The organism is Paraburkholderia dioscoreae (genome assembly GCF_902459535.1).
Taxonomy (GTDB): domain Bacteria; phylum Pseudomonadota; class Gammaproteobacteria; order Burkholderiales; family Burkholderiaceae; genus Paraburkholderia; species Paraburkholderia dioscoreae.
The window spans coordinates 2,327,305-2,341,636 of sequence record NZ_LR699554.1 but is presented as its reverse complement, the minus strand read 5'-3'; the positions used below and the strand labels follow the sequence as shown (position 1 = coordinate 2,341,636).

The 14,332-nt window shown below is 62.4% G+C and carries 12 protein-coding genes; 5 read left to right on the top strand and 7 right to left on the bottom strand.

Going from position 1 to position 14,332, the window contains the following annotated elements; translation table 11 throughout:
- Positions 1-2 precede the first annotated feature (2 nt).
- Both PDMSB3_RS30680 and PDMSB3_RS30675 read right to left on the bottom strand, forming a co-directional pair.
- Entirely contained in the window at positions 3-2,387 is a 2,385-nt protein-coding gene (locus tag PDMSB3_RS30680; protein ID WP_165188692.1) for a TonB-dependent receptor, read from the bottom strand.
- A gap of 82 nt (positions 2,388-2,469) precedes the next feature.
- The gene (locus PDMSB3_RS30675; RefSeq protein ID WP_165188690.1) at positions 2,470-2,871 is read right to left on the bottom strand and encodes a DUF2946 domain-containing protein; all 402 of its coding nucleotides are present in this window, start codon (positions 2,869-2,871) and stop codon (positions 2,470-2,472) included.
- A 197-nt stretch (positions 2,872-3,068) separates the two neighbouring features.
- On the opposite strand from PDMSB3_RS30675, the gene PDMSB3_RS30670 reads away from it, so the two are divergent.
- The gene (locus tag PDMSB3_RS30670; protein WP_007177807.1) at positions 3,069-5,213 is read left to right on the top strand and encodes a tetratricopeptide repeat protein; all 2,145 of its coding nucleotides are present in this window, start codon (positions 3,069-3,071) and stop codon (positions 5,211-5,213) included.
- Between the two features lie 13 nt (positions 5,214-5,226).
- Here the strand turns inward: PDMSB3_RS30670 and PDMSB3_RS30665 are convergent, their stop codons facing one another.
- The 4 genes from PDMSB3_RS30665 to benA are packed head-to-tail and all read right to left on the bottom strand — an operon-like array spanning position 5,227 to position 8,944.
- Positions 5,227-6,015 (bottom strand): 1,6-dihydroxycyclohexa-2,4-diene-1-carboxylate dehydrogenase, encoded by a 789-nt coding sequence (locus tag PDMSB3_RS30665; protein WP_035517306.1) that lies wholly within the window; start codon positions 6,013-6,015, stop codon positions 5,227-5,229.
- A 5-nt stretch (positions 6,016-6,020) separates the two neighbouring features.
- Complete coding sequence (gene benC / locus PDMSB3_RS30660; RefSeq protein ID WP_007177805.1) at positions 6,021-7,040, bottom strand: benzoate 1,2-dioxygenase electron transfer component BenC; 1,020 nt, start codon at positions 7,038-7,040, stop codon at positions 6,021-6,023.
- A 24-nt stretch (positions 7,041-7,064) separates the two neighbouring features.
- Positions 7,065-7,556, bottom strand: a complete 492-nt coding sequence (benB, locus tag PDMSB3_RS30655; protein WP_007177804.1) for a benzoate 1,2-dioxygenase small subunit — start codon at positions 7,554-7,556, stop codon at positions 7,065-7,067.
- Positions 7,553-8,944, bottom strand: coding sequence for a benzoate 1,2-dioxygenase large subunit (gene benA / locus PDMSB3_RS30650; RefSeq protein ID WP_007177803.1), 1,392 nt, complete (start codon positions 8,942-8,944; stop codon positions 7,553-7,555). Before benA ends, benB begins: the two co-directional genes overlap by 4 nt.
- Positions 8,945-9,124: 180 nt before the next feature.
- Between benA and PDMSB3_RS30645 the strand changes: the two genes are divergently transcribed.
- Positions 9,125-10,042, top strand: coding sequence for a LysR family transcriptional regulator (locus PDMSB3_RS30645; protein WP_007177802.1), 918 nt, complete (start codon positions 9,125-9,127; stop codon positions 10,040-10,042).
- Between the two features lie 21 nt (positions 10,043-10,063).
- Here PDMSB3_RS30645 and PDMSB3_RS30640 read toward each other — a convergent pair whose 3' ends face one another.
- On the bottom strand, positions 10,064-10,666 hold the full coding sequence (locus tag PDMSB3_RS30640) for a molybdopterin-dependent oxidoreductase (protein WP_007177801.1): 603 nt from the start codon (positions 10,664-10,666) through the stop codon (positions 10,064-10,066).
- Between the two features lie 232 nt (positions 10,667-10,898).
- Between PDMSB3_RS30640 and PDMSB3_RS30635 the strand changes: the two genes are divergently transcribed.
- The 3 genes from PDMSB3_RS30635 to PDMSB3_RS30625 all read left to right on the top strand — a co-directional run bounded on the left by PDMSB3_RS30635 (position 10,899) and on the right by PDMSB3_RS30625 (position 14,294).
- A complete protein-coding gene (locus tag PDMSB3_RS30635) occupies positions 10,899-11,447 on the top strand; it encodes a carboxymuconolactone decarboxylase family protein (protein WP_007177800.1) in 549 nt (182 codons plus the stop codon).
- Between the two features lie 140 nt (positions 11,448-11,587).
- On the top strand, positions 11,588-12,445 hold the full coding sequence (locus PDMSB3_RS30630; protein ID WP_165188688.1) for a helix-turn-helix domain-containing protein: 858 nt from the start codon (positions 11,588-11,590) through the stop codon (positions 12,443-12,445).
- A 385-nt stretch (positions 12,446-12,830) separates the two neighbouring features.
- Positions 12,831-14,294 carry an MFS transporter gene (locus PDMSB3_RS30625; protein WP_165188686.1) on the top strand — a complete coding sequence of 488 codons (1,464 nt, stop codon included), beginning with the start codon at positions 12,831-12,833 and terminating at the stop codon, positions 14,292-14,294.
- Positions 14,295-14,332: the final 38 nt, after the last annotated feature.

Here is a 14,332-nt window from a genome sequence, read left to right as displayed (position 1 = left end):
GCTTACATGCGCAGCTTCGCTTCGACGTAGAACGTGCGGCCGGGGTACGGGTGATAGACGAAGTAGCGGGCATCGAACAGGTTGTCGACGCCGATGCCGACTTCGCTCATCTTGTTCGGCCTTAAGGTGAATTTCGCGTCGGCCACCGTGTACGAACTGGTGCCGCCGAACACGTCCGGATTCGTGTCGGTATTGGTGAGCGTGTTGTACTGGCGTCCCGAGTAACGCGCGGCGAGTGTGAATGCCGCGCGTTCGCCGAAGTGATACGTCGCGGCGATATCCGCGCGCCACAGCGGAATCCGGTAGAAGTACTTGCCGACCGTGGCGGGGTTTTGCGCATTTTCGAGGATCTTCGACTGCGTGTAGGCCACGCTTGCCAGCAGGTCCAGGCCGTGCACCAGCACGTCCTCTCCCGAGTAGCTCGTCTCCACGCCGCGCGAGCGAACCTTGCCGATGTTCTGGAAGTTCGTCACGTTGGGAATCACGGTCGTATCGGTCTGGCTGAAGATCGTGTTCTTCACGTCGTCCTGAAACAGCGAGAAACGGAACACGCCATTCCAGTGCGCCCATTCGGCGGTCAGTTCCTTGGAGAGATCGTCTTCGGGTTTCAGGTTCGGATTGTTGTTGACGATCGATGAGCCGTTGATTTGCCCCTGGAACAGCTCGCTGACCGTCGGGAAGCGATACGCGCGGCCAATGGACGCACGCAAGGTCAGGTCGTCGGTAACATCGAACGACAAGGAGGCTTTCGGCGAGAAATGCTGCTGGCTTACGTCGCTGTACGGCAGGGTCGTGCCGGCCAGCGACTGCGAACCGCCGTAGGCCCGCCAGTCCTCGTAGCGCACGCCGTAGACGAGCTTCCAGCGTGGCAGAAAGCGCCATGCGTCCTGTGCGTAGAGCGCCTGGGTCTGGGTCTTGCCGGCGAACGCATTGGCGAACGAGGTGGCCGTGCCGTCGCGCCAGTTCAGCGTGTTGTAGCTCTCGTTGTCGAGGAAGTAGTTGTCGTAGTGATAGCCGAAGCTCAGCGCATGGTTCGTGAGACCTGCCTGGTTCGTCGCGGGCGTATAGGTGCTGCGCAGATCGAGCGTTTTCCAGCCGGTGCCGTCGCCGAAAATCACGGTGCCGGGGCCATTGCCCGGCGCGCCCGAATTCGCGGTGCGCGCCACGCTGTCGCTGACGTCGTAGTACGAAGCAATGGCCTCGCCATTCCAGCCAGTGGCATTGCGCGTTTTCAACGACACGCCATAGAGCCAGTTCTCGCTATGTCCGAGACTCGGGGCGAGGGCGGCGGCGGGAATCGTGTATTCATAGCCGTCGATCGCGACCTTGCCGCTGTATACCGGATTGCCGTTCGCATCGCGCAGGAAACTCGATGTCTGGCTGTTATACGTCTGATGCCAATAGCCGAGCGTGAAGCCGCCTTGCAGTGTCGGCGTGAAGTCGTACTGGGTTTTCAGCTTGAACTGGTCCTGCACCGTATGTTCTATACCTTCGCCGTTCACGCCGAGCACCGCCGTCGGTGTGTTGGTCTGGTTGTTGTAGAAATACGCGCCGGTTACCGGTATGTCGCCGGCTTTCGCGGGCGTATGTGACTGGGCCAGCGTGGCGAATTGCAGCGGCTGGCTGGTGTTTTCCAGGTGATTGACGCCGAGTAGATACGAGAACTTGCCGATGCGGTCTCCAATCGTTGCGCTCGCTTCACTGCCGTTGAAATTCTGGTTCACCCCGAACAGGCTGAAGTGCTGGGTAAAGCCTTTGACGTCGGCGCTCGCTTCGAACTGCTTCGGCATGCGTGTGCTGATGAGCACGGTCGCGCCGAGCGAATTGCCCGGATAGAGCGCGGAAAACGGCCCGTAGATCACATCCACTTGCTGGATCTCGTCGGGAAACACCATCGACCAGCGCGGCGGAAACGAATAGCTGTTGCCGAGCAGGTTGCTGAGCAGCAGACCGTCTGTGTAGACGAGACCTCGCGCGCTTTGCGTGTTGCTGGTGCCGCGCACGGCGATGATCGAATTGAGGTCGCCGATAAAGCGTTTGCGCACGGCGAGGTTCGGCATGTACTTCAGCACGTCTTCCGTATTGACGACGTTCCAGTTGCCGAACTGCTCGGGGGTGACGGTTTCGACCGAGGCCGGCAGGTTGGGATCGACGGCGCGCGGCGCGGCGACCGCATTCGCGCTCGCACTGACACTGACGACGGGCAGCGTGGCTTCGGCGCTCGCGCTCTGCGCGTGAGCGGGCGAGGCGACGAAAGCCGGTACGAACGCCGGAACGATGGCAGGCAGGCAGGCCGGGAAAAGCGACTGGGGCAGCGCTTGAAACGAGAGGCTGCGCACGCCGCTGCGGGCGCGAAGGGACAGCCTTCGCAGGACGAAGTTGAACATGAACGTTTCCTTGATGCATGGAACAGGCGATCGCGCGCCCCCTCGACGGGTGCGGCGAATGCGCGATCAGGACTGGCAGCGATCAGGAAACGGCGGGCGGAGCTCTGGGGCGGCCGGACGGAAATGCGCCGAGCGGCGTGAAGCGGGTGGAGAGCGTGGGCGGGGCAGTGCCCGCCAGCACGACGGCGGCCGGCGGCTCGACCGAGGCGACCGTCGGCATGGCGACGTGGTGTTGCAGCAGATGACAGTAGCCGCACGCGCCGAATGCGTCGTCGTGGCTCAAATGAACCGGCGCCGGGGCGGCCTGAGTCGTGGCGCTCGCCATGCCCAAATCACGAGGCTGGAGCGCGGAACAAAGCGCGGCGATCGGCTCGTGCGCACGGTTGGACACCAGCATCTGACTCACGACCGGCGCGAACACGACGAGCCACATGGCGAACAGGCCAAGCCAGGCGGTCATGCGGTTGCGGGAGCTTAGAGTCATGATGGTAGGCGTAAAGACGCGGGCGATTCTAACATCGCCGTGCCGTCTTTTCTCGGGTGATCCTGGTTATAGCGTGAGATTAGAAGCCCGAAAGCCGCTCATTTCGGCGCGTTACAGGTGCGCCGATTCCCGTAAGCTGCGTGGTAAATGTTCGCTTTCCCGGCCGGATCACCGCCGACTCCAGTTACCACGAACTCATGACCGACAAGCAGCTCGCGTCCCCGATCGACGACATCAACCAGCTGGCCGTCTCGTTGTTCTCCGCCGGTCAATTCGCGGAGGCTTTATTGATGGTGACGCCGCTGCTGGAAGGTGGTGCGCTGCCGGACGGCGCGCGGGCCGACGCGTTGAATATCGCGGGCGCGTGTTCTTTCGCGTTGCAACGGCCCGCGGATGCGGAACACCATTGGCGCCGCTGTCTGCGCATCAAACCCGGCTACGCGGAGGTGTACGGCAGCCTCGGCATGCTGCTCAAGTCGTTAGGGCGCCTGTCCGCAGCCAAAGCGATGTACCGGCAACTGGTCGCGCTGCAGCCCGCCCACGCCGACGCCCGCAATCATTTCGGCGCCGTGCTCTACGGCCTCGGCTACAAGGAGGAGGCGGAGGCGTCCTATCGCGAGGCGCTGGCGCTTCGTCCCGACTACGCCGAAGCCCACTACAACCGCGGCATTGTGTTGCACGACCTGGGCCGCCCGCACGAAGCGGAAGCGGCGTTTCGCCGCGCCGTGACGGGACTGCCTGGCCACGCCGAAGTCCATAACAACCTGGGCAACGTGCTGACGGAGCTGGGCCGTCTCGCCGAAGCGGACGCTGCCTACCGTGAGGCGCTGGCAATCCGGCCGCACTATCCCGAGGCGCTCAATAACCTCGGCGGTGTCCTGAAGGCCACGTTCCGTCTCGCCGAAGCCGAGCTGGCTTTTCGCCTTGCACTTGCCATTCGTGCGGATTACGCGGAAGCCCACCTGAATCTCGGCACGGTGCTCGCTGATTTCGAACGCTTGCCCGAAGCCGAAGCCGCCTATCGCGAAGCAATCTCGCAACGTCCTGATTATGCGGAAGCGCACTACAACCTCGGCGTGACGCTGGGCAAACTGGAGCGGCTGTTCGAGGCGGAAATGGCCTACCGCGAGGCGATCCGCCTGCGGCCCGATCTCGTCCGTGCGTACAACAACCTGGGTTGCGTGCTTCGCCGGCTCGATCGTCTGACTGCGGCGGTCGAGGCTTTCGAGCAAGCGCTTGGCGTATGTCCGGATCTGGCGGAGGCGCACTACAACCTGGGCGCGGCGTTGGCGCAACTCATGCAACTATCCGGGGCCGAAAACGCGTATCGCCGGGCGCTCGCTTTACGTGCCGATTACGGCGACGCGAAATTCGGTCTGGCCGTCCTGCTGCTCGGCATGGGTCGCTTCGACGAAGGATGGCGCCTGTACGAGTGCCGCTACGAGCAGCGCGGCTTCGTCCATTACAAAACCGCTTCGATGCTGGGCTGCCCGCAATGGCAGGGCGGTCCGCTGGCGGGCAAGTCCTTGCTGGTGTGGCAGGAAGACGGCCTGGGCGACATGATCCAGTTCAGCCGCTATTTCGCTTTGTTGAAGGCGCGGGGCGCCTCGCGCATCGCCTTTGCATGCGCGCCGTCGCTGCACAGGTTGATGGGTTGCGTCGATGGTGTGGACGCCGTGCTCGATCACGACACAGCGCGCGCAAACGCGGCTGCTTACGACTGCTGGACGAGCCTGCTGAGCGCGCCGCTGCATCTGGGTACGAACGTGGATACGATTCCGCGGCCTGTGTGTCTCGCTGCGGAGCCGTCTCTGGTCGAACGGTGGCGGCCGCTGCTGGATGCGCTGCCGGCCGCCCGCAAGATCGGTCTGGTGTGGAAGGGCAACGCGAACCATCATAACGACGCGAATCGGTCGATCCCCTCGCTCGCCATGCTGGCGCCGCTCTGGAGCGTGCCCGGCGTGAGTTTCGTGAGTCTGCAAAAAGGATGCGGCGAGGACGAAGCGAGACATCCTCCCGCCGGTCAGCCGCTGCTCGACCTCGGCTCGCGCGTGACGGATTTCGCGGACAGTGCCGCGATCATCGCGCAACTCGATCTGGTGATTGCCGTGGACACGTCCACCGCGCATCTGGCCGCATCGCTCGGCAAGCCTTGCTGGGTGATGCTGCCGGAAAAAGATATCGACTGGCGCTGGATGCACGAACGCAGCGATTCGCCGTGGTATCCGCACACGCTGCGCCTGTTCCGCCGCGCACCGGGCGAGGATTGGTCGATGCCGGTCGAGCGGGTGAGACAGGCGTGCGTGGAGCGATTCGCCGACGCGGGCCACGCGCTCACCTGACCCGTGCGCCGCGCTACCCGAGATCGCCGCCGCCTACCGGCAACACGGTGCCGGTGATGTACGACGCTTCGTCCGAGGCGAGAAACAGAATTGCGCCGACCTGTTCGTCGATCGTGCCGTAACGGTGCATCAAACTCGAAGCGATGGTCTGATCGACGATGCCTCGATACCAGCGCGCTTCCTGTTCGCTTTGCGGCGCGGTATTGCGCGGCACCTTGCGCGGCGGCGCCTCGGTGCCGCCGGTGGCGACGGAGTTCACGCGAATGCCGTCGCCGGCATGTTCGAAGGCGAGACTGGCCGTCAACGCGTTCACGCCGCCTTTGGACGCCGCATACGGCACGCGATAGATACTGCGCGTGGCAATCGACGATACATTGACGATCGCACCGCGCCGCTGCGCGATCATGGCGGGCAACACCGCGCGGCAACTCCACAAGGTGGGGAACAGCGAGCGGCGCACTTCGGCTTCGATCTGCGCTTCCTCATACTCTTCGTATGGTTTGGCCCAGATGGTGCCGCCCACGTTGTTGATCAGCACGTCGATCTTGCCGAAGGCGTCGAGCGCCGCTCGCATCAGCTTGCACGCGCCGGCATAGGTTTCCAGGTCGGCGATCACGGCGAGCGAAGGACTGCCGAGGGCGGCGATCTCCGCCTCCACTTCGTGCACGAGTTCGGCGCGATCGGCGAGCACGACGATCGCGCCTTCGGCGGCCGCGCGCAGCGCGACGCCACGGCCGATACCCTGCGCCGCGCCGGTGACGACCACGACTTTTTCATGGAAGCGTGGGTAGGACGAAGTCATAGTCATCATGCAAGGTTGCTCGCCGAGAACTTTTCGTAGAAGAAATGTGCCGGTGTGATGCCGGTTTCGCGCAACCATGTCTGCACAGCCTCGACCATCGCGACGGGGCCGCACAGATAGACATCGACATCGCCGTCGTTGAGCCAGGCAGGGTCCACATGCTGCGTGACGTAGCCTTTGCGGGCGTGGTCGCTGGCGGCGTCGGCCACACAGGTGCGGTATTCGAATTGCCCGATCGCGCGTTGCGCTTCATCGAGCTGCGCGGTGCCCACGAGGTCTCTGTCGTGCGTGACGCCATAGACCATGCGCACCGGTTGCGGGCTGCCGCTTGCACTCAGAACCTGCAACATCGAGAGAAACGGTGCAATGCCGGTTCCGCCCGCGAGAAACAGCACGGGCCGCACCGGCTCGCGCAGATAGAAGCTGCCATAGGGACCGGAAAACGTGATGCGTTGCCCCGGTTGTGCGTGCTCGCACAGATAGCGGCTCATGCGGCCGTCCGGCACGTTGCGGACCACGAAAGCGGCTTGCGCAGCGCCTGGGGCCGAACTGAAAGAGTACGAACGGAAGATGTCGCTGCCCGGAATGTCGACGTTCACATATTGACCTGGCAGAAAGCCCAGTTGCTCCGGCTCGTCCACGTCGATTGAAAAATGGATTGTCGAGTCGGTGAGTTTGTCGATCGTCGCCAGCTTGCCCGCATGCTTCGATACACCGGTCTTGCACGCCGCCGAAGAAGCCGGCACGCGGATCACGCAGTCCGAGCGCGGCCGCGTCTGACAGGCGAGCACGTAGCCTTGGGCGGCTTCGTCCTCGGTTAGCGCGTCTTCGATATAGCTCGACGCGGGCAGATCGTACTGGCCGGATTCGCAGAAACCGCGGCACGTGCCGCACGCGCCGTCGCGGCAGTCGAGCGGAATGTTGACCTTCTGGCGATACGCCGCGTCCGACAGCGTTTCGTTGTCGCGGCAGGTGATGAAGCGGGTCACGCCGTCTTCGAATTGAAGTGCAATGCTATGTTCCATGTGCTGCTCCCCAACCACGTCTACTCAGATGTGGTAAATGTCGATGACCTGATTGATGTAGTCGTTCTTCAGCACGACATACTTGTTCAGAATCCGCGGCTCATCGCCCGACAGGTCGATCACGTAGCGCGACATGCCGAAGTAGCTGTAATTCGTCTTGTAGCGGTGGCTCAGCGTGTGCCAGTTGAAGCGCACGGTGCACACGCCGTCCTGCTTGTTTTCCAGTTCCACGTTGCTGATGTTGTGACTGGTCCGTGTGTCCGGAATCGTCGCGCTCGAGCGCTCGGTCTTGATGCGGAACACGCGGTCTTCGAGCCCCTGACGATTCGGGTAATAGATCAGCGAGATTTCCGTCTGCGGATCGGTGACGAGCTTGTCCTCGTCGTCCCATGAAGGCATCCAGAACACCGCGTCGGGGTGATAGCACTGGAGCCAGTCGTCCCATTGCTCGTCGTCGAGCAGGCGCGCTTCGCGATAGAGAAACGCTTCGAGAGCGGTGATGGCGATCGGCTTCATGCGTCGACTCCTGCGGCGGATTCGGCGCGTGCCACTGGCGGCTGCAAAGCCTGTTTCATCGTCTGGAGCCAATAGCGATGCTGCACGGTGTAAAGGCCTTCGTCTTCGGTTTTGACGCCGCTCATCAACGGCTTCAGACCGATCCGGCTCGCTGCTTCGTCCGGACCTTCGATCCAGTGGCGCGCGCCACGGCACATGTCGTTCCATTCGAGCGCGCTGCCGGCATAGCCTTGCTGACAGGCGCGAAACTCTTCGAGATCGTCGGGCGTGGCCATGCCGCTCACATTGAAGAAGTCTTCGTATTGCCGGATACGGCGGGCACGCGCCTCGGCCGATTCGCCTTTGGGCGCGATGCAGTAGATCGTCACTTCGGTTTTGTCGACGGAGAGCGGACGCAGCAGGCGGATCTGCGAACCGAACTGATCCATCAGATACACGTTCGGATAGAGACACAGGTTGCGCGAGTTCTGGATCATCCAGTCGGCGGTTTCGCTGCCGCAACGCGCGGCGAACGCGTCACGCTGGCTGTAATTCGGACGGTCTTCCGGATTGGCCCAGCGCGACCACAGCAACATGTGGCCATGTTCGAACGCATAGAAGCCGCCGCCTTGCCGGCCCCAGTTGCCAGCGTCCATTGCGCGGACCTGATCGACCCGTGCGTTTTCTTCCTTGCGGTGGCTGGTCGTCGCGGCATAGTTCCAGTGAACCGCGGAGACGTGATAGCCGTCCGCGCCGTTTTCGGTTTGCAGCTTCCAGTTGCCTTCATACGTATACGTCGACGCGCCGCGCAGTACTTCCAGTCCGTCTTCCGACTGGTCGACGATCATGTCGATGATGCGCGCGGCCTCGCCGAGAAATTCTTCCAGCGGCAACACGTCGGCATTCAGGCTGCCGAAAAGAAAGCCGCGATAGCTCTGGAAGCGCGCGATCTTTTTCAGGTCGTGCGAGCCTTCCTTGTTGAAGCAGTCGGGATAGCCGGCCTCTTCCGGGTCTTTCACCTTCAGTAGCTTGCCGCTATTGTTGAAAGTCCAGCCGTGAAACGGGCAAGTGTAGGTGGCTTTGTTGCCGCGCTTGTGGCGGCAGAGCATCGCGCCGCGATGCGTGCATGCATTGATGAACGCATTCAGTTCGCCTTGCCGGTTGCGCGCGATCACGACCGGCTGTCGTCCCATGTGAGTGGTGTAGTAGTCGTTGTTGTTCGGAATCTGGCTTTCGTGCGCCAGATAAATCCAGTTGCCCTCGAAGATGTGCCGCATTTCGAGTTCAAAGAGAGCAGGGTCGGTGAACGCACTGCGATGCAGGCGATAGTCGCCGCGCCCGGCGTCTTCGACCAGAAAGTCGTCGATGCCGGTGACGCGCGGCGGACGATCGGGGTAAATCGGAATCATGGTTGTCTCCTGACAGTAGTGTGCTTGTCGAACGGCGCCGCGAAACGCTGCCGCTGTCGCCATGCAATGCCTGAAAGGTATAATTTGCGGAGGCTTCAGGTGTAGGTGCAGGATAGTTGGCGCCCGTTTGACGCGTCCAACACCGTTTTAGTATCAGGTTCATATCTAAAAGGTATGGTCATGGAATTGCGCCATTTACGCTATTTCGTCGCGGTTGCCGAGGAGCGCAATTTCACGCGCGCCGCCGAACGTCTGCACATTGCGCAGCCGCCGCTCAGCCGCCAGATCCAGCAGTTGGAGGAGTCGCTCGGCGTACTGCTGTTCGAGCGCGGCTCCCGCCCGCTCAATCTCAGCGACACGGGGCGCTTCTTTTATTCGCACGCGGTGCAATTGCTTGCGCAAACCGCCGAACTGGAATCGATGACGAGGCGCGTGGGCAAGATCGAGCGCAGCCTGTCGGTCGGTTTCGTCGGCTCGACGCTATACGGCATGCTGCCGAAAATCATCCGGCGCTTTCGCGATGAAAACAGCGCGGTGGAGTTGAGCCTCCACGAGCTGTCGACAATGGATCAGATCAAGGCGTTGAAAGAAGGGCGTATCGATGTCGGCTTCGGCCGCATCCGTCACGAAGATCCGAGCGTGCGCCGGGTCGTGCTGCGCGAGGAACGCATGATCGTGGCGCTGCCGTTGGGGCACCCGCTCACTGTGTCGAAGCCGGAACTGTCGCTGCACGATCTGCTCGGCGAGACGCTGATCATTTTCCCCAAGGCGCCGCGCCCGAGTTTTGCGGACCAGGTGCTCGCGGCGTTTCACGACCGCTCGCTCAAACCGAATCGTCTGTACGAAACGCGTGAATTGCAGATTGCACTCGGCCTCGTGGCCGCCGGCGAAGGCGTCGCGATCGTGCCGAGCAGCGTGTACGGCCTGAAGCGCGATGACGTGAGCTACATGAATCTGGACGACCCGAATCTCGTTTCGCCCATCATCATGAGTATGCGCATGCTCGACGAATCGGAAGACATCAACGCTATGCTGAAGCTGATCTACGCGTTGTATGTCGAAGAGCAGATGGAGTTTTTGCCGCCGGGCAAGCGTTGAGCCGCGGCCGGCGGCGTACAGTTACGCTCCAGTAACCTGCAGGTGATAGAGCCCCCAGGGCGACAGTTCGAAGCGGTCTTTGAGCGGTTTGCCCGACAACTCGGGGATATTGTCCGCGTCGTAGGTTGCCCATAATGGGCCGACGCCGCCAAGCGGTAACGGCTTGCCGTCCATGTGCGTCGCCACGATGAATTTATAGGCGCGCACCTTGTCGAGTGTCGTCGCGACGGCATAACCGTCTACCGCGTGCATGACGATTTGCGTGCTGCCCGCAGTTGGCGCGCCGACATGCTCCAGCACGTTGGTGAGCAGGGGGCCGCTCAAGGCGTGCGGGCGGGAATCGTATTCCGTGGTGGGCTTGATCGTCACGGCCGGCATGCCGGCGATGAATGGGACGTCGAGGCCGTATGCTTCGGAAAACTTCACCTGGTGCTTGGCGAGCAACTGGTCGAAGGCGGGATCGAGCGCGCCGCGATTGTGACGCCTGATCGCGCCGCTGATCGTAAGAACGACGGGAGATGCCGCGCAGGCTTGTTTGCGGACGGGCTGGCCGCCGAACGCGGGCGCAGCGGCCGCGCTTGCGCCGAGTAGAGCCGCGCTGCTCAGGAATTGGCGTTTGTTCATTGGCGTGGTCTCTGGAGAGTTAAAGGGGCGACGTGTTCCGGGCAGATCGTCGCGGTCTCCATTGTCGGGCAATTGGCGGTGACTGTGCCGCGTGGGCGGCTCGTCGGGGAAGCCGGTGGCCCGATCCGCTCTTTCTATTACATGCGAGGTAATTGGCGAGCCTCCGCTCCGCGCCTAATCTTCGGTTCTCGCGCAGTTCACGTTGAACCGCGTCCACTATCGAGGACACATCATGTCGACGTTTCGGCTTCACACCATCGACTCCGCACCGGAGCAATCCCGACCGGTATTGCGGCAGCTCCAGCAGACGTTCGGCTTTATTCCCAACATTGCGGGGGTCATGGCCGAATCACCCGTGCTGATCGGCGCTTTCATCAACCTGTTCCAGAAAGTCCACGCGGGCACGTTCACGGAAGCGCAGATCCAGACGCTGCTGTTGACGAATGCGGTGACCAACGCGTGTACGTGGGCGGTCGCGTTTCATACGGCATTGGCGCTGAACGAGGGGCTTACCTCCGCAGATGTCGAAGCGATTCGCGAAGGCCGGCAGCCTGCGGACCGCCGGCGTGCCGCGCTGTCGGCGTTGACGAAGACCGCGATCGAGAAGCGCGGACATCTCGACGAACACGATGTGAGCGCGTTCATCGCAGCCGGTTTCCGTCGCGATCAGGTGCTTGAAGTGCTCGCCGTGGCGGCAGCGTCGACGATTACGAACTACGTGGGCAGCATCGCGCAGCCGCCGCTGGAAGCGCAGTTCCAGGTTCACGCCTGGACGGCTTGAGTCGCGCGAGGGAAGAAACGGTCGGCCCGGGCGAGTATGCTCGGCGGCAGGCTTCGGTCGAACTGCGGCGCCGGCGCATCACGGATGTCGGCGTTCCCTCGTCACCGGCAATTCCGAATCGACTTGCGGACAAGAGAGCGATGAACCCAGCGAATCCGGTCAAAAATGCGCCGCCGAACGATCTCGGCGTGCTGTTGCGTCACTGGCGAGACATACGCGGCATCAGCCAGCTCGACCTGTCGTTCAGGGCCGGCGTCTCGCAGCGTCATATCAGCTTTATCGAAAGCGGGCGCAGTGCGCCGAGCCGTCAAATGCTGATGGATATCGCCCAGACCCTCGACATACCGCTGCGCGAACGCAATACGCTGCTGCTGGCCGCGGGCTATGCGCCGATCTACGCCGACGGCGCGTGGAACGCGCAGGAAATGCAGAGTGTCACGAAAGCGCTCGGACGCATGCTGCGTCAGCATGAGCCGTTTCCGGCACTGGTTATGGACCGCTACTGGAATGTGCTGATGACAAACGACGCCGCGCCGCGCTTTTTCAACTGTTTTGTCGATATGGCGGCACGCAAGGGGCCGCGCAACATGCTGCATCTAATTTTCGACCCGGGCGGAATGCGCCCGGTCGTGGCCGATTGGCAAACCGTGGCGAACAGCCTGATCCAGCGAGTCTACCGGGAGTCGGTGGGCCGCGTGATCGATGATCGGATGCAGCAGTTGCTTGACGAGCTGCGGGCTTATCCAGCCGTGCACACGAGCTTCGAGGCGGACCATCCGTTGGCTGCGGACGCCTCGGCGGCGGCCATGCCGGTCATTCCTATCGGTTTCGTCAAGGACGGCCACGTCATGAAGTATTTCTCGGTGGTCGCGAGCGTGGGCACGCCGCAAACGGTCGCGGCGCAGGAACTACGGCTCGAGTGCATGTTCCCCGCGGACGACGAAACCGAAGCACGTCATCTGGAGATGCTCGCCGCTGCACCGCAGTCGGAGCGTTAGTCGACTCGCGGTTGGCCGGCGCAGCCGCGTCGAGCACGGAAGGGCGTTTGCCTCATAGGCAATCGATGTGTGTCATGCGAGTCGGTCTACGGTGGCAGCTAGCGAGCTGGCCGGGAAAATCGCGACCCTCGAACAATTGAAGCGCGCACGCGGCTAGAATGCTGGCCACGGGCCGAGATAGGCGCTAAAGCGTCGACTCTGGCGGACCGCAGTGGCTTGCATGGGGCCGGAGTAAGCGCTAAAGCGCTAACTCCGACCGACCGCAATGACTTGCATGGGGCCGGAGTAAGCGCTAAAGCGCTAACTCCGACCGACCGCAATGACTTGCATGGGGTCGGAGTAAGCGCTAAAGCGCTAACTCCGACCGACACAGGAGACAGACAGGATGGCATCCCCAGATCATGCCGGCTCCGTCGCGAACAGCAGTGGCGCGGTATATTCGGATACGGCGGCGACTAGTGCGCGCGCGGCCACTCCGGTCGACGCCGGCAGCATTTCCGCCCGCCTCGACCGGCTGCCCGCCACACGCTCCATCTGGAAGCTGGTGGTGCTGCTGAGCCTCGGCTTCTTCTTCGAACTCTACGATCTGCTGTACTCGGGCTATGTCGCGCCGGGCCTCGTCAAAAGCGGTCTGCTGACCGCGACCACGCATGGTCTGTTCGGCTCGACCGGCGTAGCGAGTTTCATTGCCGCGCTGTTCAGCGGCCTCTTTATCGGCACGATCGCGTGCGGCTTTCTGGCGGATCGCTTCGGACGCCGTGCGGTGTTCACCTACTCGCTGCTCTGGTATACCGCGGCCAACGTCGTGATGGCGTTTCAGGAAACGGCTACCGGGCTGAACTTCTGGCGCTTCCTGGCCGGGATCGGCATCGGCGTGGAACTGGTGACGATCGGCACGTACATTTCGGAACTGGTGCCCAAGCAGATTCGCGGCCGCGCATTCGCGTGCGAACAGGCAGTCGGTTTTACGGCGGTGCCGGTGGTGGCATTTCTCTCGTATCTATTGGTGCCGCGCACGCTGCTCGGCCTCGACGGTTGGCGCTGGGTCGTGCTGATCGGCGCACACGGTGCGCTGTTCGTGTGGTGGATTCGCCGCGCCTTGCCGGAAAGCCCGCGCTGGCTCGCACAACAAGGACGTCTTGCCGAAGCCGATCGCGTGATGACCGAACTCGAAACGAAGGTGCGCCGCGAGTACGGCCGCGAACTGCCGCCGCCCGCGCCGCCGGTGCCGGTTGCGCCGCGCGGCAGCTTCCGCGATATGTGGGTGCCGCCGTACCGCAGCCGTACGCTGATGATGACGATCTTCAATATCTTCCAGACGGTGGGCTTCTACGGCTTTGCGAATTGGGTGCCCACGCTTCTGATCGAGCAGGGCATTACGATCACCACGAGTCTGATGTATTCGAGCGTGATCGCGCTGGCTGCACCGCTCGGTCCGGTGATCGGGCTTTTTATCGGCGACCGCTTCGAGCGCAAGACGGTGATCGTGGTGATGGCGGGTGTGAATATCGTCTGCGGGCTGTGGTTCAGTCAGGCGGCGGGTGCTGTGTTGCTGGTGAGTCTCGGTGTAGGTTTGACGCTCGCGGGCAACATCATTTCGTACAGTTTCCACGCGTATCAGGCCGAGCTTTTTCCGACCAGCATTCGTGCGCGGGCAGTCGGTTTCGTTTATTCGTGGAGCCGCTTTTCGGCGATTTTCACCGCCTTTCTGATCGCCGCCGTGTTGAAGCACTTTGGCACTGGCGGCGTGTTCGTGTTCATCGCAGGTGCGATGTTGATCGTGATGCTCGCGATTGGTTTGATGGGGCCACGCACCAACGGAATCGAACTGGAGAAGATTTCGAAGTAGCCAGTTCGTGCCTGGGACGATTGGGCCGGCGCTATTTC